The organism is Vibrio sp. EA2 (genome assembly GCF_033042495.1).
Classification (GTDB): domain Bacteria; phylum Pseudomonadota; class Gammaproteobacteria; order Enterobacterales; family Vibrionaceae; genus Vibrio.
On sequence record NZ_JAWLID010000011.1, the window covers coordinates 100,246 to 122,705 of the forward strand.

The window sequence follows — 22,460 nt, forward strand, 5'->3', positions numbered from 1 at the left end:
TTTCTTTAATCTCACGAATCTCACGCAGCAAAAGAACGCATGATAAAAAAAGCTCTCCCGATCATTGTTGTTGGCCTGTTTGCCTTTTCCCATAACGTCTTTGCCAATGTATCGCTTAAGCTACAGGGTATTGATGGTGCGTTAGAAGAAAATGTTAACGCTTATCTGTCTTCGATTCCTGAAGATGACTACTCGACTTCGTTGCGTTTTCAAGCGCGATTAGATGAAAGCATCACTGAAGCACTCAACGCGCTTGGCTACTATCACGCCCAAATATCATATTCTGTTACAGAAAATAATGATGAACTGATCATCGATATTGCGAAAGGCTTGCCTGTCAAAATTAAAGTTATGGATATCGTGATTACTGGTGAAGCGCAAGAGGATGAGGCTTTTGAGGACCTTCTTGCTGCCTCTCCTTTAAAAGTAGGTCGGGTTTTAAATCAAAGCGAGTACGACAGTCTTAAGTCGGGAATACGCAACTTGGCATTGCAGCGTGGTTACTTCAAAGGGGATTATCTGCTCAGCCGTTTGGAGGTGGTGCCAGCGCTTAATGAAGCGAACATCCGTTTGCATTATGACAGTGGCATCCGTTATCACTTTGGCTCCATCAATATTACCGGCAGCCAGATTTGGGATGAGCGTGTGGCTTCTTTAAGTCCGTTTGAGGCGGGCGAACCTTATTTAGTCTCGAGTGTCGGTGAGTATAACCAAAATCTGTCTAATACCGACTGGTTCTCTTCCGTGTTTGTGGAGCCGGATCTGGCCATGCTCGATGAGGGTCGTGATTTGCCGGTCAAAGTCTCCCTTGCTCCAGCGGCTAAAAACCAGATTGAAACGGGTCTCGGTTATTCCACCGATACTGGCGTTCGCGGCACCTTGAAATGGAAAAAGCCTTGGATCAGCTCTCGAGGCCACAGTCTTGACACCGCCCTTTCCTTGTCTCAGCCGGAACAAACCATCACTGCTGGCTACAAAATACCGCTTGATGATGTTCTACATGAATACTACCAATTGCAGTTTGGCTTAAAGCATGTGGATAACCGTGATACCCAGAGTTTGGAGTCGAATTTAGCGGTAGAGCGTCACTGGATCGTCGATGGCGGCTGGCGTAAGACCTTGTACGTACGTCATTTGTATGAAAACTTCTCTCAGGGTTTACAAGAAGATGGAGTGCACTTCTTGCTGCCAGGGGCCACGTTCTCACGTACAAGAACTCGTGGGGGCAGTATGCCAATGTGGGGCGATAAGCAAACCATCACTTTTGAATATGGTGATCCAGCTGTTTTGTCTGCTACCCGAGTCTTTCGCTTTTTGGGCCGAACCTCCTGGATACGTGGGATTGGAGAAAACCATCGTGGGCTCTTCCGTTTAGAAGGCGGAGCTAACTTTATGGAAGAGTTCGATAAGCTGCCTCCATCGTTGCGCTTCTTTGCTGGTGGTGACAACAACATTCGTGGTTATGGTTACGAATCCATCTCGCCTGTCGATGAAAGTGGGGCGCTAACCGGGGCAAAATATATCCTGAGCAGCACGCTGGAATATCAATACCGTATTACCGGGAACTGGTGGGGAGCGACCTTCTACGATATTGGTGATGCATTTAATGATACACCCGTGTGGAAATCGGGAGCCGGGGTCGGTATTCGCTGGGCATCACCGGTTGGACCGGTCAGTTTTGATTTTGCATGGGGATTGGATGACCCACAGAAGAACGAATTTCGTATCCACTTCTCATTGGGGCCTGAACTATGATGAAAAAGATGTTTAAGTGGACCAAATGGCTATCGCTGGGTTTGATTGGTCTTCTGTTGTTGATCATCATTTTAGTCTCAACCGTGCTCTTTACTCACCCTGGATTAAAGCTCGCCATATGGGGAGCAGAAACAGCTCTGCCACAATTGAAGGTGGAGAAAGTGCAGGGTGCATTATTCCCACGATTTGCATTGGAAAACGTCAGCTTTGTTGATGAATCACTGCATGTTGATGCCAAAGTCGAGCAGCTAACATTGGCGGTTAACTTCCGTTGCTTTTTCGATCCGAGAGTCTGTGTCGATGAGCTTTCACTGCAGGGCGTCAACTTCCAGATGCCGGAACTTCCACCTGCGAGTGAAGAGCCAGAAGAAGAGACGCCACCACTGCGTTCAATCAGTACGCCAGTACCAATCTTCGTCAACAAAGTCAGTCTTAATGATATCAATCTGAATATTTTGGGTAATCAGGTTGATTGGCAGGATTTCTCGACTGCATTATCGATGCAGGGCGACCGCTTAGTTATTGCGCCGACGGCATTAAAAGAGATCAATGTTGCCTTAGCTCCCGCAGAGTCTGAACAAACATCTACTGATACAGAAGTTGCGGAAGCCGAGACTGCCGCCGTCGAGGGAGCTGAAGGTGAGAGTGTTGAGCCCGGGAGTGCCACTGCAGAGAACGCGGATACTGAAGTGGCGGATTCCCAGACTGATGCCACCGAAACTACAGACTCGGAAACAGCCGATCTTGAGCCACAAGATATCGTTTTACCTGAAATCTGGATTCCGTTGACAGTCGATGTTCGACGCCTCGATATTGATAACTTTAATTTAGCGGGCGAAACGCCGGTCATCGTCCATCATCTCGGCTTGGTGGCGAAAGCGGGACGTGATCGTGTTGATCTGCAAACGCTTGAGCTCGATATGCCAGAAGTCGAGGCTACGCTGAGTACCCAAGTGACGCTTTCTGCGGACTATCCTCTTAATCTACAGCTGGATGCGCTAGTGAAACATGCCGAAGCGAAAGGACAGAAGTTGTCGCTGTCGGCATCGGGCTCGGCAGGTGACTTAGCACTGAAAGCCTCATTGTCCGAACTGACTAAAGCGGAAGTCGAAGCCAAACTTCAGCCATTGAAAGCGCAGTTACCCTTTGATGTGACCATGAAGAATGTCGAAGCGCAGTGGCCATTGCAGGGTGAAAGTGACTATCAGGTTGCCGTACCGAGTCTTACCGCTAAAGGCTCATTAGAAGGCTACGAGGTGGCGCTGGAAACCAAAGCATCCGGCAAGGACATTCCTGCTGTTGATGTGGCGTTAAACGGTCAAGGTACATTAGAGCAGATTGATCTGCAAAGTCTGGTGGTAAAAACCTTAGGCGGCGAACTGTCGGGTAAGGTCATGGCTAACTGGGCGGCGCCAATTAACTGGCAAGCCGATCTCAACCTGCAAAATATTCAGCCTGGTCTGCAATGGCAGGAAGCGGAAGGAGACATCAGCGGTAGTTTATCAACGTCAGGTTCGCTGACAGAACAGGGCGGATGGCAGGTTAGCCTTCCTACGCTTGATATTGATGGTGTTTTACGCGGTTACCCACTAAAAGTAAAAGGAACATTAGAAGCGTCTGATCCAAATGGGAAAGCCGAAGATATTCAGCTCACCACTCAGGGGTTAGTGTTGGCTCATGGTCCTAACCAGTTGAGTGCCAAGGGTAAGATTGATAAACAAATCTTGATGGATGTTGAGGTTAACTTCCCTGACTTTGCGAAAAGTGTGCCGGATCTTAGCGGTAATATGAACGGTAAAATCGCGGTGCGAGGTAGTTTAACAGAGCCGGACATCAATCTGGACCTCGCGGTTAATCAAGTAAACTGGCAGCAGCTCGCCAAAGTAGAAACGGTTACGTTAAAAGGGGATGTATCACCGTTGCCCGCTCCAAAAGCCAACGTGAGCTTAGTGGCTAACAATATTACCTATGACAGTTTTGACATCGACAGTGCCGATCTCGAAGTCTCGGGAGATGAGAGACTGCATCAACTCACCTTGGATGTGGTCTCAGATATCGTGTCAACCAGCCTGGAGATTCAAGGGGCATTTACTCAGAAGCCAGAAATGATCTGGGATGGCGCGCTGACGCGTTTGTCACTTGATACCGTTCAAGGGCCTTGGGCTCTGCAAAAATCGACAGCAGTGAAGGTCAATATCGATAAGCAGATCGCGGATGTTGAGGCGCATTGTTGGCTGCAAGCGGATTCGAGTGTGTGTTTATCGGAAAACATCAGTGTCGGCAAAAGTGGTGAGGCGAAGTTAGCGGTGAACAACTTTGACTTTAGCCAAATCAAGACGCTATTACCGGCAGAAACGAAACTGCAAGGTGAAGTGAACGCGCAAGCTTTTGCCAAGTGGGCGCCTAACATGAAGCCAGAAGTGACGATGAATGTCGATATGCCACAAGGCCAGGTGGAACAGGCCCTGGAGCAACCGGTTACTGTTGGTTGGGATAGTGTCAGCTTTACTGCGGCACTAGCGAAAGACAAGCTGGACGCACAATGGCTGGTGGACGTGTCGGACAATGGTGATATAAGCGGTAAGGTTTCATTACTTAATGTTTCTGCAGAAGCGCCAGAGATTGCTGGTAATGTGTCACTCTCGACGCTTCATCTGGACTTCTTAGCGCCATTGATTGGTCAGTACAGCTTATTCAAAGCCAATATGAATACCGATTTAACGCTATCTGGTGACGTGATGCACCCTAGGGTGAACGGCCAGTTCCTGATTGACCAAATTAAGCTTAACGGTGAAGTAACGCCAATTGATATCGACTCGGGTCAGGTTGCGATTAACTTTAAAGGCCATCAAGCTGACCTGAATGCCGATATCAATACACCAGACGGAAAACTGGAAGTTACCGGTGATGCCGATTGGCAGGATTTGCAAGACTGGCGCACCAACGCTCGGGTGTTTGCTAAAGAGCTAAAAGTTGATATGCCGCCAATGGTGAAAATCATCGTTGAACCTGACATGACGCTCGAAGTCACACCGAACTTCGCTAAGGTACAAGGTAGTATTAATCTGCCTTGGGGTCGTATCGTCGTTGAAGAGTTACCACCGAGTGCGGTTGGTGTCTCAAATGACTTGGTCATTCTTGATGAAAACTTACAGCCAGTCGATGATACTGTGGCGGTCCCTTTTAATGTCGAAACCGATATTAACATCAAGATTGGCGACGACTTCCAGCTTTCGGCGTTTGGTCTGAAAGGTGGCCTGCAGGGTAACCTCAACGTAACCCAAAAAGACAAAGGCCCGTTTATCGTCGGTGAAGTTAACATCGTTGATGGTTCTTACCGCTCATTTGGCCAGGACCTGGTCATTGATGAAGGTAAAATTATGATGAATGGCCCAGCGGATGAACCTTATCTATCGATTTCTGCTATTCGTAATCCGGATAACACGCAAGATGATGTGATCGCCGGGGTCCGTGTTACTGGCCCTGCCTCTGACCCAAGTTTGGAGATCTTCTCGCAACCGTCTATGGCGCAGGCTAACGCGCTGTCCTATCTATTACGGGGTCAGGACATCGATGCTGAATCAGGCGGTAATGCGATGACCACTACCTTGATTGGCTTGAGTCTGGCGAAAAGTGGCCGTGTTGTTGGTCAGATAGGTGAAGCCTTTGGCGTACAAGATTTGCAGCTAGATACCGCCGGGTCTGGAGATGATTCGCAGGTGACCGTCAGTGGTTACATTTTCCCGGGTCTTCAGGTGAAGTATGGTGTCGGTATCTTTAACTCGTTAGGTGAATTCACCGTTCGTTACCGATTAATGCAGGATCTGTATTTAGAAGCGGTTTCTGGTGTCGACAGCGCAGTTGACCTACTCTATCAATTTGAGTTTGATTAACAGAGCGTAACTCATAGCTAAGGAGTGGTTATGCAGCATTTAGTCTTTGTATACGGAACGTTACGCAAAGGGGAATACAATCATCACTATTTGAGTACGGCACAATTTCTTGGCCTTCATGAAAGTGATGCTCAATATACCTTGTATGACTTAGGGCCATACCCAGGGGTGTCTGAAGGCCATCGCTCAGTGCAGGGGGAAGTGTATATGATTGATGACGATACGCTGGTTGCACTCGATAAGCTTGAGGACATTCCTGTCGAGTACCGACGTGAGAGTATCAGTACACCATTTGGTGAGGCCTGGATTTATATCTATCAGGATACCGAGCATTTGACCGATGAGATATCATCCGGGGATTGGTGCCAGAGAGTCTAGTCTGGCTGCGTGTCGTTTTATCATGACTTCGACGTTAGTCGCATACGATGAAGATCGATAAATCTACTCAAGCTAATGGTGTTTAGACATAAAAAAGAGCTGCGTAATTGCAGCTCTTTTTTGTCGTATCCGCTCGCAGTTATTTATTTTTGCGCGCGATCGTAAGATTCCAGGATTTCAGCTTTAGCGGCTTCAACATCTGCCCAGCCATCAACCTTCACCCATTTACCGGATTCCAGCTCTTTGTAACGCTCAAAGAAATGCGTGATTTGTGCTTTCAGTAGCTCAGGGATGTCACCAACGTCTTGGATGTGCTCGTACTCTTTAGAAATTTTAGAGTGAGGAACCGCGACAACTTTAGCATCTTCACCAGACTCATCCGTCATTTTAAGCACACCAACAGGGCGGCAACGAATCACTGAACCAGGCATTAATGGGTATGGAGTCGGAACAAGTACATCGACAGGGTCACCATCAAGAGACAGTGTGTTGTTCACGTAACCGTAGTTACATGGGTAGAACATTGGCGCAGACATAAAACGGTCAACAAATACAGCACCAGAGTCTTTATCTACTTCGTATTTGATAGGGTCCGCGTTGGCAGGGATTTCGATAACGACATAGATATCTTCAGGCAGAGATTTACCTGCTGGCACATTGTTTAGGCTCATTTGAAACTTCCTTTTCATTGAGGATGAGGGGGCCTCATCTTATTACGATTTATTCGCAACTCACTTTAGCGACAAAAACACGGCAGGTAAACACCTGCCGCGTTGGACAAAGGTCTATTCGTCGCGATTATTTTCAAGGAACTCTTCGACCTTACGTACCATGTTTTTTGAACCGACAAAGAACGGCACACGTTGGTGTAATTCGGTCGGCTTGATGTCCATGATGCGATTCACGCCGTCAGAAGCGATACCACCCGCTTGCTCGATTAGGAATGCCATTGGGTTGCACTCGTAAAGCAGACGCAGTTTACCTTGTGGATGGCTTTGCGTGCTTGGGTATAGGTAGATACCACCTTTTAGCAAGTTGCGGTGGAAGTCTGCTACTAAAGAACCAATGTAGCGAGACGTGTATGGACGACCATCTTCAGGTACATTTTCCTGACAGTACTTGATGTACTTCTTCACACCGAGTGGGAAGCGAATGTAGTTACCTTCGTTGATTGAGTAGATTTTGCCTTCTTCAGGGATCATCATGTTTTCATGAGAAAGACAGAAGCTGCCGATAGAAGGATCATACGTGAAACCATTAACGCCGTTACCTGTTGTGTAAACCAACATGGTTGAAGAGCCGTAAATCACGTAACCAGCCGCAACTTGCTTGTGACCAGGCTGAAGGAAATCTTCTTCTGTTGCTGGCGTACCAATTGGTGATACGCGACGGTAGATTGAAAAAATCGTACCGACAGAAACGTTCACGTCGATATTCGATGAGCCATCAAGTGGATCCATTAATACAACGTACTTGGCGTTTTGGTTGAGTTCTTTATTGAATGCAACCGCCTCATCTTCTTCTTCGCTGGCTACGCCACAAACTTGGTCACGAGCTTCAAGTGCCGCTTTAAACTTATCGTTCGCATAAACGTCTAGCTTTTGCTGAGCTTCACCTTGGACATTCTCTGTGCCGACAGCACCAGTAATATCACCAAGGCCTGCAGCGTTGATTTCGCGGTTAACGATTTTAGCTGCCAAACGAATGGATGCTAAAAGAGATGATAGATCACCACTAGCGTGGGGGAAATCCGTTTGTTTCTCAACAATGAATTCGCCTAGGGTGCGCAATCCAGACATGGTCAATCCTTACATTTTCATTTATTGGGGGTGTTGCGCAACGCGGCATCTCTTTATGGATGTTAAACGTTTGCGCTAAACGTAATTTTATGTCGAAGATCTTTTTAATGGTAATGAAGTAACCGTCTGAGATCTCAATTTATTTGTCTGGTCACTGACGAGTTCATCATTTAGTTCGGTGACTGTACAGTCCGTGTTCAGGCGTGTCATATTTTTGAAAGTGACCGTAAGAACAAGGTGAAAGTCACTCGCTTTTCTGGTGGTTATCGCGATAATGAAAGCATCAAACAAGGCATTACAAGGTTAAGTTTATGCACATCCATATCTTGGGTATCTGCGGCACGTTTATGGGTGGCGCGGCAATTTTAGCTCGTCAGCTCGGACACAAAGTGACGGGCTCGGATGCGAATGTTTACCCACCGATGAGCACATTACTCGAGTCTCAAGGTATTGAAATTATTGAAGGCTTCGACCCTTCTCAGCTTGATCCTCAACCTGACTTGGTCGTAATAGGCAATGCAATGAGTCGTGGCAACCCATGCGTGGAGCATGTACTCAACAGTAATATGCGCTATACCTCAGGGCCACAGTGGTTGCATGAGTTTTTACTTCACGATCGTTGGGTATTGGCAGTGTCTGGTACGCATGGCAAAACGACCACCTCAAGCATGCTGGCTTGGATACTGGAAGACTGTGGTTACCAACCTGGTTTCCTGGTTGGGGGCGTACTAGGTAATTTTGGTGTTTCTGCTCGACTAGGCGAAAGCATGTTTTTCGTTGTTGAAGCGGATGAATACGACAGTGCTTTTTTCGACAAGCGTTCTAAGTTCGTCCATTACCATCCTCGTACCTTGATCATGAATAACCTTGAGTTTGATCATGCGGATATCTTCGACGATCTTGAAGCGATCAAGCGGCAGTTCCACCATTTGGTACGTACTGTTCCGGGCAATGGGCTTATTCTTTCTCCTAAACAAGATCAGGCACTTACTGATGTAATTGAACGCGGTTGCTGGACGGAAAAGCAGTTTTCTGGTGAAGATGGCGACTGGCAAGCGCATAAACTGGTCGTCGATGGCTCGAAGTTCGAAGTATCGCTGCAAGGTGAGAAAGTCGGTGTTGTGAAGTGGGAGTTAGTGGGCGATCACAACGTGGACAATGCGTTGATGGCGATCGCCGCGGCGAGGCACGTTGGAGTAACGCCAGAGCTTGCTTGTCAGGCGCTGGGCCGATTTATCAACACGAAGCGCCGTTTGGAGTTAAAAGGTGAAGAGCAGGGCGTGACGGTTTACGACGATTTTGCTCATCATCCTACCGCTATTGAACTAACGGTTGGCGGTCTGCGTAACAAGGTGGGTGACAAACGTATCTTAGCAGTACTGGAGCCTCGCTCTGCTACCATGAAGCGTGGTGTGCACAAGAATACGCTGGCGGACTCATTGCACAGTGCCGATGAAGTGTTCTTGTTCCAGCCAGACAATATTGAATGGTCGGTACAGGAAATTGCAGACCAATGCCAGCAACCGGCTTTTGTTGACGCTGATTTGGACCGTTTTGTTGCTAAAATCGTTGAACGTGCAAAGCCTGATGATCAAATTCTGGTTATGAGCAATGGTGGCTTTGGCGGTATTCACGCTAAACTTCTCGAACAATTAAAACAAAAAGCTTAATCCTTATGTCTCACGAAAAACCTCAACAAAAAAAAGCCATTACCCTAGCACTTACTGGTGCGTCTGGTGCACCTTATGGCTTGAGACTTCTGGAATGTTTGGTCGCTGCGGATTATCACGTCTATGTGTTGATATCTTCCGCAGCGAGGGTTGTGATGGCAACCGAGCATGACCTGAAGCTGCCAAGTGGTCCTGAAGCGGCGCAAAAAGCGCTGGTGGAGCATCTGAAGTGTAACCCTGACAACATTACTGTCTGTGGTAAAGATGATTGGTTTTCGCCAGTGGCTTCAGGCTCTGCGGCTCCAAAACAAATGGTGGTTTGTCCGTGTTCGGCAGGCAGTGTTGCGGCGATCGCGCACGGCATGTCGGATAATCTGATTGAGCGTGCCGCCGATGTGGTGATGAAAGAGCGTGGCCAACTGCTTCTAGTGGTACGAGAAACGCCATTTTCGACCCTGCATCTTGAAAATATGCACAAGCTATCGCAAATGGGTGTAACTATCATGCCTGCAGCGCCGGGTTTTTATCATCAGCCAAAGAGTATCGAAGACTTAATCGACTTTATGGTGGCGCGAATTCTCGATCACCTGGGGATTGAGCAAGGATTGGTTCCGCGCTGGGGATACGACCAGCGTTCATAAATAGTTATCTTACAAACTAGTCTGATCTTCATCTAAGTCCCAAACACCCTCACGTAACCTAGCATCGCGAGGGGGTTTGGGTATACAATCCATCCAACTCATCGGGGAGCAACCCCATTTTGTATTGTGTTCATCAATACTTAAGGGCGCTGAGACCTAATGGCTTAACCTAGTTAGGCTACGGGGACCCGTAATACCTGAACCAGATAATGCTGGCGTAGGAATTGAGTCTGGATATTAGCCATCCAAATAGCCACCTCAACCCTGTGCCGCTCAACAAATTTCTCTGAAATAGACATGGAGAGCGAGCAGTGAAAACCACTCTAAGCCTAATTGCGCTTGCTGCAATGACAACAACTTCAGCGTTTGCTGCTGAAAACACATTAACCATCTACACCTACGACTCATTCGCTGCGGATTGGGGACCGGGTCCTAAAATCGAACAAGCTTTTGAAGCGAAATGCGGTTGTGACGTTAATTTCGTCGCGCTTGATGATGGTGTTTCGATTCTGAACCGCCTTCGTCTGGAAGGCAGCAACAGCAAGGCGGATATCGTTTTAGGCCTGGATAACAACCTGATGGCGGAAGCGCAGAAAACAGGCTTGCTGGCCGAGCACCATGTTGACACCTCTAAAACCGTTTTACCCGATGGCTGGAACGATAAAACCTTCGTGCCTTATGACTACGGCTATTTTGCGTTCGTTTACAATAAAGAAAAACTGGCTAACCCACCGAAAAGCATGAAAGAGCTGGTTGAAGAGCGTGATGAGCTTAAAGTGATTTATCAGGACCCTCGTACTTCAACGCCGGGGCAGGGTTTGATGCTGTGGATGAAGTCAATCTATGGCGACAATGCTACCCAGGCCTGGCAGCAGTTAGCAGAGAAAACCGTGACAGTGACCAAAGGTTGGTCAGAAGCGTACTCGATGTTCCTCAAGGGTGAATCTGACTTAGTACTCTCTTACACCACTTCTCCAGCCTACCACCTGATCGCTGAAGATGATGCAAAGTTTGCCACGGCAGACTTTGCGGAAGGGCATTACATGCAAGTGGAAGTTGCTGCCAAAGTGAAAGATTCGAACAATGCCGAGTTGGCTAACGAGTTCATGAATTTCATTTTGAGTGATGAATTCCAGTCAGCAATGCCTACGGGTAACTGGATGTACCCAGTCACTGACGTTGCCCTTCCAAAAGGCTTTGAAACCTTGAACGTACCAAGTAAGCCGCTGAGCTTTAGCGCCGATGAAGTGGCGAAAATGCGTAAGGCTTGGATTCGTGAATGGCAAAGCGCCCTGACTTTCTAAGAGTTACCTTTGAATACTGTACCCAAATTAGGCATAGGGGTCGCGATAGTCATCGCGGCCTTTGTTCTTTCTGCGCTGAGTGCTTTAGCTTTTCAGGCTCCGTCTCTGGATATGTCACTGATTTGGCATGATCCTTATTATCGGCACGTGACCAAATTCAGCTTCTATCAGGCTTTTCTTTCCACATTGCTCAGTGTGGGTTTAGCGATACCAGTAGCGCACGCTCTTTCTCGCCGTGACTTTTTCGGCAAGTCGTTATTACTCAAGCTGTTTGCTTCTACCTTAGTCCTGCCAGTTCTGGTGGGGGTTTTTGGGTTGTTGGCCATCTATGGTAACAGCGGTTTGATCGCCAAGTGGCTACAAAGTCTGGATAGTCAGTTACCATTCTCTATTTATGGTCTGAACGGTATTTTACTGGCGCATGTGTTCTTTAATCTGCCGTACGCTGCACGATTGTTACTTCAGGCACTGGAGTCGATTCCTGCTGAGCAACATAAGCTATGTGCTCATCTCGGCATGAGCCATTGGGATAAGTTTCGTTGGGTTGAGTGGCCTCGATTAAGACAACAATTGCCACATGTAAGCGGCCTCGTTTTTATGCTGTGCTTTACCAGTTTCGCCACGGTGATGGCACTGGGAGGCGGGCCTAAATCGACCACCATAGAGTTGGCCATTTACCAAGCGATTAAATTTGATTTCGATCTGCAGGCAGGAGCCCTATTAGCACTGTGGCAAATGTTGTTGTGCGGTGTGATCGCGATAGGCGTACAGAAGCTGACAAAGCCAGTTTCTATAAGCTCTGGCAGCACATCGGTACAGCAATACTTAACGAAGGATCATGGGTGGTCAAAAGCTTGGGATAGCTTTTGGATCATGGGTGCCTTTTTACTGGTTATCCCACCACTTGCGATGGTGATTCTGAGCGGCATAAATCAACAGGTTGGCTCGGTATTAAATGACGAACGTTTTTGGTCTGCGCTATTTAACTCTTTAAAAGTTGCAGCAATGGCGAGCACTCTTGCAGTGGCTGCTGGTGTTTCCATTTTGCTCACCAGTCGGCGTTGGCGTCTGGAGTATAAAAACTCACGGGCGGATCACATTGAGTTGGTTGGTACCATTATTTTGGTAACGCCGGGTCTGGTGATCAGTACTGGTTTGTTTTTGTTGCTCCGTTCTTTTACCGATGTTTTTAGTCTGGCATTTTTTGTCGTCATACTGGTCAACGGTTTGATGGCGCTGCCGTATGTGATTAAGACGTTAGCGCAGCCGATGTTACACATTGAACAGCAATATCAATACGTTTGTGCCAGCTTAGGAATGCGAGGCTGGCAGCGATTTAAAGTTGTGGAATGGCGAGCACTACGTAAACCTTTTGCTCACGCTTTCGCAATCAGCTTTATGTTTGCGATAGGGGACTTAAGTGCGATTGCGCTATTTGGCGGACAAGAATTCAGAACCTTACCCTTGTATTTATTCCAACTGTTAGGCAGTTATCAGATGGAAGCGGCTGCTGTGGTATCGGTGACTTTACTGCTACTCAGTGTGGGCTGTTTTACTCTGGTTGAGAAAGTATTTAAAACGAAGGAGAGCGCACGATGTTAGTGTTGGATGATGTGCAGTACACCTATCAAAGTGAGCTGTTTCGTTTTGATTTAACCATTGAGCGTGGCCAGATTGTCTCGTTAATGGGGCCGAGTGGGGCGGGTAAATCTACCCTGCTGGCATTGGTAGCTGGTTTTATTAACCCAGACCAAGGCGATATAAGCGTAGAAGGCGAATCCATTGTTCACAAAGCGCCTTATCAGCGTCCATTCTCCATGTTGTTTCAGGAGCATAATTTGTTTGCGCATCTGTCTGTGCGTGACAACATCAGCCTGGGATTGCATCCGGGCTTAAAGCTTACCGCAGACCAAAAGCATCAGGTTGAGCAAGCCGCGAAGCAGGTTGGGGTTGCACAGTACCTCGACCGATTGCCAGAGCATCTCTCTGGTGGTCAACGCCAACGTGTTGCGTTAGCCCGTTGTTTTGTCCAGCCTCATCCGGTGTGGCTGCTGGATGAACCTTTCTCTGCGCTCGATCCTGTGCTGCGTGAAGAGATGCTTAGCTTAGTGAAAAGGTTGGCTGCAGAGCGGAGAATTACCGTACTTATGGTGACCCATCATCTCAATGATGCAAAAGCCATAGCAAGTCACTTTGCGTTTGTTGCGGGTGGGAAAATAGAGGCGGCAGGTGAGATAGGTCAGCTCTGCGTGACACATTCAAGTGAGGCTTTACAAGCCTTCGTTCGGGCCGCTGGGTAAGCTCTATTGGGTTAGAAAAACAAAAGGTTGATGTAAACATCAACCTTTTTCTTTTGTCTCGATCGATTAGTGACTTTAGCTTTGTGGCTTCACTACCATCACGTTGACGGGAGAATACTCCACCACCTTGCTGGCTACTGAGCCGAGCATCACTTTATTGATTTTCGAACGCTTGTGGCTTGGCATGATGATCAGGTCAATCCCTAAACGCTTAGCGTGTTCAATAATGGTCGTGTACGGCTTACCTTCTGCCACGTGGATACTATAGGTGACGTCTTCCTTGATGTTGTCTTCCGCAAACGTCGTTAACTGCTTTTCGACATCTTGCTTCATTTTAAGAGCTGCATCTTTCGGGAAGTAAGTCGCGACCATCGACATATGAATACCAGGTACAACGGTGAGCAGGTGGATCACCGCATTCGCTTGCTTCGCTTGCCAAACCGCCAGTTCAACCGCACGGTCTGAGAAGCCCTGATCATTAAGATCAACCGGAACAAGAATTTGTTTATACATTCAGTTTCTCTCACTCAGCCTCCAGTCTCCTGGAGGCAAATCGGTTATGCGCTCAACTGTTCTTTGCGCGCACGACGTTTCTGGTTCATAGCTAGTGCCAGCAGAATCAATAAGCAAGGCACAAACACCCACTCTTTCATTGGACGATCAGCATCTTGGATGACCGATTTAATTTCCCAGTCAAAGTCGATACCTGACGACTCGGCAGGGCTACCAAACTCGACCATATCAACGATCATTTTTCCGTCGTTTTCCATCAGCATCAAACCCATCGATGAAATGCGTTCTTCTGCTGTTTTAGCATTGTCGTCAAATGGTAGTTGTACGGTTTTCTCTACATACTCACCTTCAAGGTTTTGACCAGCAACGCGCAGTTCGAGCGATTGTCCCACATCCAGCCCATCGACAATTTGAGCGACTTCAACCCCTGGAGAAAGTTCTTTGGCTGGGAAAACCATGTCCCACCAGAATCCAGGACGGAAGAAGGAGAACGTTAATACTAATAATAGAACCGTTTCCCACCACTTGTTGCGAGTAAACCACCAACCTTGAGTGGCTGCGGAAAATATCAGCATCGCAATGATCGAAGATAGGATGGTCAGGGCTAAATGCCACCATGTGTCGATACCCATCAACAGTAACTGGGTATTGAAGACGAACATGAATGGCAAAATCGCGGTACGGATATCATAGGTAAAGCCCTGAATACCGGTACGAATCGGATCCGATTTCGCAATGGCGGCTGCAGCAAAAGCGGCTAAACCCACTGGAGGAGTATCGTCGGCCAAGATACCGAAGTAGAACACGAACAGGTGTACGGCAATTAGTGGGATGATAAGGCCGTGTGCTGCACCCAGTGTGACAATCACTGGTGCCATCAGTGTTGATACGACGATGTAGTTTGCTGTGGTTGGTAGACCCATCCCTAGAATCAAACTGATTACCGCGGTAAATAGCAACATAAGGAACACACTACCGCCAGAAATGAACTCGACAAAGTCAGTCATAACCAGCCCGATACCAGTCAGTGTAACCACACCGACCACCGTACCAGCGGCAGCCGTCGCTACACCGATACCAATCATGTTTCGCGCACCAGAAACTAAGCTTTCTAAGAGGTCGACAAAACCTTCTTTGGTTTGTTTTCCAATCTCACCTTGTTTTGATAACAAGGCAATCAAAGGGCGTTGTGTTAACAGGATAAATATCATGAACACCGTTGCCCAGAATGCTGATAAACCTGGAGAGAATCGCTCGACAGTCAGACACCAAACCAGTACCACAATTGGCAGTAGGAAATGCAGACCAGATTTGACGGTAGGGCCAGGGTCAGGTACTTCGGTCAATTCTTCATCGATATTAATCGCGCCATCTTTGGTATGGTTAGCGGATACTTTTACCAGAGCAATGTAGGCAATAAGCAGGGCGATCATCACGATGGTTGTCGCGGCATCACCAAAGACATCTTTCGTCCAGCCTACACCGTAGTAGACCAAGGCACTGATGATACATAGCCCTAAAATCGTTCCGGTGAACGACAACATACTGTGCAGCATGGTTGGGTTATGACGACGAGGTAGACCTGTCATACCTGCTTTACAGGCTTCCAGGTGAACGATGTAAATCAATGCAATGTACGAGATAAGCGCTGGCAGTATTGCCGCTTTGATGACTTCAACGTATGAGATCCCGACGTATTCCACCATCAAGAATGCAGCGGCACCCATGATTGGTGGTGTTAACTGGCCGTTGGTTGATGCAGCTACTTCCACCGCACCCGCTTTAGTTCCCGGGAAACCTACGCGTTTCATCAATGGGATAGTAAATGTACCGGTAGTTACTACGTTCGCAATCGAAGAGCCTGATACAAGGCCTGAAAGACCTGACGCCACAACGGCTGCTTTTGCTGGACCGCCTCTCATATGACCGAGCAGTGAGAAGGCTACTTTAATGAAGTAGGCACCAGCGCCTGCACGTTCTAACATTGCGCCAAATAGCACGAACAAGAAGACGAAAGAGGTTGAAACACCCAGAGCAACACCAAACACACCTTCAGTCGTTAGCCATAAGTGAGACATCGCTTTATTTAAGCTCGCGCCTTTATGAGCAATAACGTCTGGCATGTATGGACCCGCGAAGGTATACGTGAGGAATACGGCTGCCACTAACATGAGTGGGGGACCAAGCGCTCGTCGCGTGGCTTCCAGTAGAAGCACCATACCGATTACCGAAACGACAATATCGACGGTTGTTGGTGCTCCGGAGCGTCCGGCGAGTTCAGTGTAAAAAAGATAAATATAAGCGGCTGAAAAGCTACCAGCAAGCGCGAGAATCCAGTCCAAAATCGGGATATGATCGCGTGGAGAGTGTTTCAGTGCTGGGTAAGCGGTGAAAGCCAGGAAGATCGCAAATGTTAAATGAATTGCACGAGCTTCAGTGTCATTAAGTACGCCAAAATTAAAAATAAATGGTAATGGTGATGCATACCATAACTGAAATAGTGACCAACACAGTGGGACAAACCAGAGGATTCGTCCTTGTATGCCAGATGGGCTACGTGCCCCTGTGTCTGCCTGAGCCACCATATCTTGCACATCTTGTGACGGGGCTTTGTTCGTCGCCATGTACTTTTCCTTATTATTGATGGTTCTGCCTGCTTTATATGTCGAAAGCTTACTTCGCCTATATCAGTGTAGTGAACAGGGCGAAGTTTGAGTATTCCGCTGCCTGAAATCTAAATGAGGCTTGTTAGAAGTTCTTAATGAGCGGCGTTAAAGTATTTTCTTGGCTTGAGTGTGAGGTTTAGAAAAACCGACCAGTACCCAGATGATTTCCAGATGCGGTATTACCGCTTGCTTCATGGAGAAGTGATTCCGCCGTAAAACTGACAAATGTCGCGTGACCTACCATAACTTTAGATTGTGACTGGCTATCAAAAGACCAGAACAAACCAGTCATGTTCAACCTGGCATCTTGGAATTGTCTTAGGTATTAAACCAAGTATGCAGGCACAACAGTGACAACCAGCATACTTTATTGGGCAGAAACGACTTGTCTCTGCCCTGGTTTGGAGTTTGTGGGGGCTATTTTAGCAGTCCCACTTCCTTGTAGTATTTAACCGCACCTGGATGAAGCGGAATTGAAAGACCGGCTTTCACCATGTCTTCTTTTTTCAGGTTCGCAAAGGCTGGGTGCAGACGTTTGAATGTGTCGAAGTTTTCAAATACTGCTTTTGCCACATTGTATGCCACGTCATCAGAAACTTCTGTTGACGTCACCATTGTTGCTGCTACACCAAAGCTGTTTACGTCTTGATCTGTACCACGATACATTCCTGCTGGCACAGTGCTGTAGGCGTAGTAAGGGTTCGCTGAAACAATTTTATCGATTTCAGGACCCGTTGCAGAAACTAGCTTCGCATCACATGAAGTGGTTGCTTCTTTGATCGAGCCGTTTGGGTGACCAACCATGTAGATGAATGCGTCAATTTTGTTGTCGCAAAGTGCTTGAGAACGCTCAGAACCTTTAAGCTCTGAAGCTAGTTGGAAGCTGTCTGTTGTCCAACCCATTGCGTCCATCACAACACCCATGGTTGCGCGGTCACCAGAACCTGGGTTACCGATGTTGACACGTTTACCTTTCAGGTCTTTAACGTTTTCGATGCCAGAATCTGCTCGAGCGATAATGTTGAAAGGTTCAGTATGTAGAGAGAACATTGCACGCAGCTTTTTGTACGGGCCTTGTTCTGCAAACTTACTCGTACCGTTGTAGCCATGGTATTGCCAATCTGACTGTACGATACCGAAGTCCAACTCGTTAGCACGGATAGTGTTAACGTTGTAAATCGAACCACCAGTCGACTCAACTGAACAACGAATGTTGTGTTCTTTACGGCCTTTGTTTACCAATTTACAGATAGCACCGCCAGTAGGGTAGTAAACACCTGTCACCGAGCCTGTACCGATAGTAATAAACTCTTGAGCGTTAACCGCGCCTACACCCATAACGGCTGCAGCGATAGCGCCTACTTTGAGTAGTTTGTTAAATGCCATGAAATTCCCTTCCTTATATTTCATTATTTACCCGGAAATAACCATCAATCACTTCTGGAGTTTCCTGTTTGGAAACGGCATCTTTTCCAATCCAATTGTTTGAAAAAGCGAACAAATCATAACAAAAAATTGGCAGAAAATTATCCGACTGTTAAAAGTTATAGCGGATATGTCTGAAGTTTACGTTAATCACTGGTGATTAAGCTGTTATTTTGCCCTTTTATAACAGTAGTTTACGATTGAATATGGGGGAAGGAAGGAAAAATTAATTGCGTGATGAAGATCACAAAAGTTTAGGTTAAAAAATGACCTTGAAACGCAGGGGAGGAAGAAAATGGTGAGCTACAAAACAGGATTTATCTCATAGCTCACAAGCAGTTAGGTGAAGTCAACGACGTGCAGTTAACCCGTGTATTCGAACAGTTCACATACGGATTTAAACAGCTGCTCTGTAGAGACAGGTAATGTTGGAGTAATAAAGATAGTGTCATCTCCAGCAACAACACCTAGGATGCCTTCAGACTTACCCAGAGAGTCCAGCATGCGAGCGATAAGTTGCGCGGCGCCTGGACCGGTGTGGATAACAACTAACGCTGCATTGTGATCGATATCCAGTACCAACTCACGTAAAGAGCTGCTGGTCGTTGGTACGCCGAGTTCTGCCGGAAGGCAGTAAACCATTTCCATTTTTGCATTACGTGTACGAACAGCACCAAACTTAGTCAGCATGCGAGAAACTTTAGATTGGTTAATGCTTTCAAAACCTTGATGTTTTAGAGCATCAACGATCTCGCCCTGTGAGCCAAAGCTTTCTTCCTTTAATAGGGCTTTAAAAGCTCGGACTAAGTTATCTTGTTTTTCAGTATTGCGCATTGTCATTATGAGTCTCTTAATTACGGATCAGCAATTTTGCATATTTTCGCATATATATTCAGACAGTTCCAAAAAGACCCCGGATAATGCTAGTCACATCACTGTAAATTATAAACAGAATGATATCCCATTTACTAAATAGTCAAACATCTGTTTTATTTACAGTAACCTATTGTCATTTCAAATGAATAAAAGAATAATCCAACCTCTTGTGTAGCACGGAAATGCTGATTTGCGCGAGGTCGCAAAGCTGACGTTAATTGATTGTAATCAAGTTGTGATTCCGATAGCTTTACTTAGTTGGTTAAAAACTACCCTACAAATACATTTATAAAAAATACTCTCAAGGAGAACTACATGAAAGTAGCCGTTATTGGTGCCGCTGGCGGTATCGGTCAAGCCCTTGCCCTTTTACTAAAGAACCGTCTTCCTGCAGGTTCTGATTTAGCCCTATATGATATTGCCCCTGTAACTCCGGGCGTTGCCGCTGATCTTAGCCACATTCCAACACCAGTATCGATCAAAGGATACGCTGGTGAGGATCCAACGCCTGCACTGGAAGGCGCAGATGTGGTTCTAATTTCTGCAGGTGTTGCACGTAAGCCGGGTATGGATCGTGCGGATCTATTTAACGTTAATGCTGGTATCGTTAAGGCACTGGCAGAGAAAATCGCGGTAGTTTGTCCTAAAGCATGTGTTGGTATTATCACTAACCCAGTGAATACAACTGTACCAATCGCGGCAGAAGTACTGAAGAAAGCTGGCGTTTACGATAAGCGCAGACTATTCGGTGTTACGACACTTGACGTTATCCGTTCAGAAACGTTTGTTGCTGAGCTGAAAGACAAAGATCCAAGTGATATTCGTGTACCAGTTATCGGTGGTCACTCTGGTGTGACTATTCTTCCTCTGCTTTCTCAGGTAGAAGGCGTTGAGTTTACTGCTGAAGAGGTTGAAGCTCTGACTAAGCGTATCCAGAACGCGGGTACTGAAGTTGTAGAAGCAAAAGCGGGTGGCGGTAGTGCAACGCTATCTATGGGTCAAGCAGCGTGTCGCTTTGGTCTGTCTCTAGTACGTGCTCTTCAGGGTGAAGAAGGCGTTGTTGAGTGTGCTTACGTTGAAGGTGACGGTGAGCACGCACCATACTTTGCTCAGCCAGTGAAGCTAGGTAAAGAAGGTGTTGAGGAAGTTCTAAGCTACGGTGCACTAAGCGACTACGAAAAGTCAGCACTAGATAGCATGCTTGAAACACTAAATGGTGACATCAACATTGGTGTTGAGTTCGCTAAGTAATTTTAAGCGTTCATACCCTTTATATGAAAGCCGATCTTAAGATCGGCTTTTTTGATCCTTCTATTCTGCCTGACGTAAAAGAGTGTGCGGCCAACAATGTCAAACAGGAGTAGGGTATGGAAGCAAGTCGAATCCGTAAAGGCATGGTTGTAGAGTGCCAACAAGGTGTAGGTACCATTCTCGTTGTTGATCGTGAAGCTGAAACCGTTTTACTGGCTAAACAGGGAAGCGACCAGCAAATCGCCGTCACGTTTGACGAGATAGAAGATGACCCGCAGCTACACGGTGGGAGCGACCGCTATTATTAGTGGAGCAAACCGTCACTGGAATGAATAAAAGGAAGAGCATGCTCTTCCTTTTTATTTTCAGCCTTAAACCACCAACTTTTGTTGATGGCAATTATTTATCGTCTTGCTGGTCCAGCTAACTGCCGCTATCGAGTGCGTTTTACCGCCACATGAGCCAGGGTAATCAGCGCGTCTTTATACTCTGATTCTGGCAGTACAGATAGCTCTGCTATCGCCTTGTCGGCTTCATCAAGGGCTTTTTGAGTTGTGTACTCCAAAGAACCAGCTTCTTGCATAACTGCAAGGATATCCTCAAGACGATCCATTCCGTTGGCTTTCTCAATGGCTTCGCGGATCATCTGAGCATTTTCAGGGGTAGTGTTGCGCATCGCATGAAGTAGAGGAAGGGTTGGTTTACCTTCTGCTAAATCATCGCCCACATTTTTACCCATGTCTTCACCGTCTGATGTGTAATCCATGACGTCATCAATAAGCTGGAATGCCGTACCTAAATACTTACCGTAATTCTGTAGTGCGATTTCAACGTTTTCAGGCGCATCATTCAGGATGGCGCCAATTTGTGTCGCAGACTCAAATAAGCGTGCCGTCTTAGAATAGATGACTTGCATGTAGCTCTCTTCTGTCGTGTCAGGATCGTTGCAGTTCATTAACTGCTGTACTTCACCTTCGGCGATCACGTTTACGGCGTTGCTCATTAACTGAAGGATCTTCATGGATCCCAGCTCGGTCATCATCTGGAATGAGCGAGTGTAGATAAAATCCCCAACTAGCACGCTTGCGGCATTGCCAAAGGCGGCATTAGCCGTCGCTTTGCCACGGCGCATATCTGACTCGTCTACCACATCATCGTGCAACAGCGTTGCTGTATGGATGAATTCAATAAACGCAGCTGCCATAGTATGACCGCTGCCTTGATATCCAAGAGCACGAGCCGACAGTATCGCCAATAGCGGTCTTAGGCGTTTGCCTCCACCACTAACGATATAAAACCCGAGCTGGTTGATTAAAGAGACATCAGAATTTAATTGGGCTTGAATTGTTTCATTCACTTTTGCCATGTCACTGGCAGTAAGCGTTTGGATAGCTTTAAAATCCATTGTATATCCGGCTGAAGTTAGACCCTGCAAGGCTTATTCGATTTATATAATTGTCGAATAATACACTAAAAAACGTTGATTAATACATTACTAAAGGGCATGATTGCCGCACTTTTCTTTGGCGATTAGCTTTTCGCCAATTTTTTCAAAATATGGCTTGTCATAGGGACGTCTCTTCTGTAGAATCTGCGCCCTATTGATGATTAGTTTAGCGCACACCCTCACGAAAGGCTGTGCGGAAAAAGCGGAGTAAAATATGTACGCTGTTTTCCAATCTGGTGGTAAACAACACCGTGTAAGCGAAGGTCAAACTCTTCGTTTAGAGAAATTAGACGTTGAAACTGGTGCAACTGTAGAATTTGATAAAGTTCTTCTTGTTGCTAACGGCGAAGACATCAAAGTTGGTGCTCCTCTTGTAGAGGGCGGCAAAATTGTTGCTGAAGTTGTACAACACGGTCGTGGCGATAAAGTTAAAATCGTTAAGTTCCGTCGTCGTAAGCACTCTCGTAAGCAACAGGGTCACCGTCAGTGGTTCACTGAAGTGAAGATCACTGGTATCAACGCTTAATCTATTAGGAGAGTTT

General features: G+C 46.8%; 19 protein-coding genes and 1 riboswitch. Of the genes, 11 read left to right on the forward strand and 8 right to left on the reverse strand.

The window, feature by feature from the left end:
• Nucleotides 1-39 precede the first annotated feature (39 nt).
• The 3 genes from RXX31_RS19085 to RXX31_RS19095 are packed head-to-tail and all read left to right on the forward strand — an operon-like array spanning nt 40 to nt 6,026.
• A complete protein-coding gene (locus tag RXX31_RS19085; RefSeq protein ID WP_317591281.1) occupies nt 40-1,755 on the forward strand; it encodes an autotransporter assembly complex family protein in 1,716 nt (571 codons plus the stop codon).
• On the forward strand, nt 1,752-5,648 hold the full coding sequence (locus RXX31_RS19090) for a translocation/assembly module TamB domain-containing protein (RefSeq protein WP_317591282.1): 3,897 nt from the start codon (nt 1,752-1,754) through the stop codon (nt 5,646-5,648). The genes RXX31_RS19085 and RXX31_RS19090 overlap by 4 nt, the downstream gene beginning before the upstream one ends.
• 30 nt (nt 5,649-5,678) lie before the next feature.
• Nucleotides 5,679-6,026 carry a gamma-glutamylcyclotransferase gene (locus RXX31_RS19095; protein ID WP_317591283.1) on the forward strand — a complete coding sequence of 116 codons (348 nt, stop codon included), beginning with the start codon at nt 5,679-5,681 and terminating at the stop codon, nt 6,024-6,026.
• A gap of 143 nt (nt 6,027-6,169) precedes the next feature.
• Here RXX31_RS19095 and ppa read toward each other — a convergent pair whose 3' ends face one another.
• Nucleotides 6,170-6,697, reverse strand: coding sequence for an inorganic diphosphatase (ppa, locus tag RXX31_RS19100; protein WP_317591284.1), 528 nt, complete (start codon nt 6,695-6,697; stop codon nt 6,170-6,172).
• A gap of 114 nt (nt 6,698-6,811) precedes the next feature.
• Entirely contained in the window at nt 6,812-7,825 is a 1,014-nt protein-coding gene (gene fbp / locus RXX31_RS19105) for a class 1 fructose-bisphosphatase (protein ID WP_317591285.1), read from the reverse strand.
• Between the two features lie 311 nt (nt 7,826-8,136).
• Here fbp and mpl point away from each other — a divergent pair, with 311 nt between their 5' ends.
• The 5 genes from mpl to thiQ all read left to right on the forward strand — a co-directional run bounded on the left by mpl (nt 8,137) and on the right by thiQ (nt 13,740).
• Nucleotides 8,137-9,495 (forward strand): UDP-N-acetylmuramate:L-alanyl-gamma-D-glutamyl-meso-diaminopimelate ligase, encoded by a 1,359-nt coding sequence (gene mpl / locus RXX31_RS19110; RefSeq protein ID WP_317591287.1) that lies wholly within the window; start codon nt 8,137-8,139, stop codon nt 9,493-9,495.
• A 5-nt stretch (nt 9,496-9,500) separates the two neighbouring features.
• Nucleotides 9,501-10,136, forward strand: a complete 636-nt coding sequence (locus tag RXX31_RS19115) for a flavin prenyltransferase UbiX (RefSeq protein ID WP_317591289.1) — start codon at nt 9,501-9,503, stop codon at nt 10,134-10,136.
• A gap of 92 nt (nt 10,137-10,228) precedes the next feature.
• Nucleotides 10,229-10,377: riboswitch (TPP riboswitch) on the forward strand.
• Nucleotides 10,378-10,447: 70 nt separating this feature from the next.
• The gene (gene thiB, locus RXX31_RS19120) at nt 10,448-11,440 is read left to right on the forward strand and encodes a thiamine ABC transporter substrate binding subunit (RefSeq protein ID WP_317591290.1); all 993 of its coding nucleotides are present in this window, start codon (nt 10,448-10,450) and stop codon (nt 11,438-11,440) included.
• A 9-nt stretch (nt 11,441-11,449) separates the two neighbouring features.
• A complete protein-coding gene (thiP, locus tag RXX31_RS19125) occupies nt 11,450-13,042 on the forward strand; it encodes a thiamine/thiamine pyrophosphate ABC transporter permease ThiP (protein ID WP_317591291.1) in 1,593 nt (530 codons plus the stop codon).
• On the forward strand, nt 13,036-13,740 hold the full coding sequence (gene thiQ, locus RXX31_RS19130) for a thiamine ABC transporter ATP-binding protein (protein ID WP_317591292.1): 705 nt from the start codon (nt 13,036-13,038) through the stop codon (nt 13,738-13,740). The genes thiP and thiQ overlap by 7 nt, the downstream gene beginning before the upstream one ends.
• Before the next feature lie 75 nt (nt 13,741-13,815).
• Here the strand turns inward: thiQ and RXX31_RS19135 are convergent, their stop codons facing one another.
• From RXX31_RS19135 to argR, 5 genes are all read right to left on the reverse strand, one after another.
• Nucleotides 13,816-14,253 carry a universal stress protein gene (locus tag RXX31_RS19135; RefSeq protein WP_317591293.1) on the reverse strand — a complete coding sequence of 146 codons (438 nt, stop codon included), beginning with the start codon at nt 14,251-14,253 and terminating at the stop codon, nt 13,816-13,818.
• A 44-nt stretch (nt 14,254-14,297) separates the two neighbouring features.
• Nucleotides 14,298-16,877: a TRAP transporter permease gene (locus tag RXX31_RS19140; protein WP_317591295.1), complete on the reverse strand. Its 2,580-nt coding sequence runs from the start codon at nt 16,875-16,877 to the stop codon at nt 14,298-14,300.
• 178 nt (nt 16,878-17,055) lie between these two features.
• The gene (locus RXX31_RS19145; protein ID WP_317591296.1) at nt 17,056-17,211 is read right to left on the reverse strand and encodes a hypothetical protein; all 156 of its coding nucleotides are present in this window, start codon (nt 17,209-17,211) and stop codon (nt 17,056-17,058) included.
• A 125-nt stretch (nt 17,212-17,336) separates the two neighbouring features.
• A complete protein-coding gene (locus RXX31_RS19150) occupies nt 17,337-18,305 on the reverse strand; it encodes a TAXI family TRAP transporter solute-binding subunit (protein ID WP_317591297.1) in 969 nt (322 codons plus the stop codon).
• 402 nt (nt 18,306-18,707) lie between these two features.
• The gene (argR, locus tag RXX31_RS19155) at nt 18,708-19,178 is read right to left on the reverse strand and encodes a transcriptional regulator ArgR (protein ID WP_317591337.1); all 471 of its coding nucleotides are present in this window, start codon (nt 19,176-19,178) and stop codon (nt 18,708-18,710) included.
• A gap of 357 nt (nt 19,179-19,535) precedes the next feature.
• Here argR and mdh point away from each other — a divergent pair, with 357 nt between their 5' ends.
• Both mdh and RXX31_RS19165 read left to right on the forward strand, forming a co-directional pair.
• Nucleotides 19,536-20,471 carry a malate dehydrogenase gene (mdh, locus tag RXX31_RS19160; RefSeq protein ID WP_317591298.1) on the forward strand — a complete coding sequence of 312 codons (936 nt, stop codon included), beginning with the start codon at nt 19,536-19,538 and terminating at the stop codon, nt 20,469-20,471.
• Nucleotides 20,472-20,587: 116 nt separating this feature from the next.
• On the forward strand, nt 20,588-20,779 hold the full coding sequence (locus RXX31_RS19165) for a hypothetical protein (RefSeq protein WP_317591299.1): 192 nt from the start codon (nt 20,588-20,590) through the stop codon (nt 20,777-20,779).
• Nucleotides 20,780-20,904: 125 nt separating this feature from the next.
• Here RXX31_RS19165 and ispB read toward each other — a convergent pair whose 3' ends face one another.
• Nucleotides 20,905-21,876 (reverse strand): octaprenyl diphosphate synthase, encoded by a 972-nt coding sequence (gene ispB / locus RXX31_RS19170; RefSeq protein WP_317591300.1) that lies wholly within the window; start codon nt 21,874-21,876, stop codon nt 20,905-20,907.
• 256 nt (nt 21,877-22,132) lie between these two features.
• Between ispB and rplU the strand changes: the two genes are divergently transcribed.
• Entirely contained in the window at nt 22,133-22,444 is a 312-nt protein-coding gene (rplU, locus tag RXX31_RS19175; RefSeq protein WP_005383096.1) for a 50S ribosomal protein L21, read from the forward strand.
• Nucleotides 22,445-22,460 lie beyond the last annotated feature (16 nt).

Coding starts and splice junctions, on each gene's coding strand:
- RXX31_RS19085 (WP_317591281.1), top strand. CDS start 40: ATGATAAAAAAAGCTCTCCCGATCATTGTTGTTGGCCTGTTTGCCTTT.
- RXX31_RS19090 (WP_317591282.1), top strand. CDS start 1,752: ATGATGAAAAAGATGTTTAAGTGGACCAAATGGCTATCGCTGGGTTTG.
- RXX31_RS19095 (WP_317591283.1), top strand. CDS start 5,679: ATGCAGCATTTAGTCTTTGTATACGGAACGTTACGCAAAGGGGAATAC.
- ppa (WP_317591284.1), bottom strand. CDS start 6,697: ATGAGCCTAAACAATGTGCCAGCAGGTAAATCTCTGCCTGAAGATATC.
- fbp (WP_317591285.1), bottom strand. CDS start 7,825: ATGTCTGGATTGCGCACCCTAGGCGAATTCATTGTTGAGAAACAAACG.
- mpl (WP_317591287.1), top strand. CDS start 8,137: ATGCACATCCATATCTTGGGTATCTGCGGCACGTTTATGGGTGGCGCG.
- RXX31_RS19115 (WP_317591289.1), top strand. CDS start 9,501: ATGTCTCACGAAAAACCTCAACAAAAAAAAGCCATTACCCTAGCACTT.
- thiQ (WP_317591292.1), top strand. CDS start 13,036: ATGTTAGTGTTGGATGATGTGCAGTACACCTATCAAAGTGAGCTGTTT.
- RXX31_RS19135 (WP_317591293.1), bottom strand. CDS start 14,253: ATGTATAAACAAATTCTTGTTCCGGTTGATCTTAATGATCAGGGCTTC.
- RXX31_RS19140 (WP_317591295.1), bottom strand. CDS start 16,877: ATGGCGACGAACAAAGCCCCGTCACAAGATGTGCAAGATATGGTGGCT.
- RXX31_RS19145 (WP_317591296.1), bottom strand. CDS start 17,211: ATGACTGGTTTGTTCTGGTCTTTTGATAGCCAGTCACAATCTAAAGTT.
- RXX31_RS19150 (WP_317591297.1), bottom strand. CDS start 18,305: ATGGCATTTAACAAACTACTCAAAGTAGGCGCTATCGCTGCAGCCGTT.
- argR (WP_317591337.1), bottom strand. CDS start 19,178: ATGCGCAATACTGAAAAACAAGATAACTTAGTCCGAGCTTTTAAAGCC.
- mdh (WP_317591298.1), top strand. CDS start 19,536: ATGAAAGTAGCCGTTATTGGTGCCGCTGGCGGTATCGGTCAAGCCCTT.
- RXX31_RS19165 (WP_317591299.1), top strand. CDS start 20,588: ATGGAAGCAAGTCGAATCCGTAAAGGCATGGTTGTAGAGTGCCAACAA.
- ispB (WP_317591300.1), bottom strand. CDS start 21,876: ATGGATTTTAAAGCTATCCAAACGCTTACTGCCAGTGACATGGCAAAA.
- rplU (WP_005383096.1), top strand. CDS start 22,133: ATGTACGCTGTTTTCCAATCTGGTGGTAAACAACACCGTGTAAGCGAA.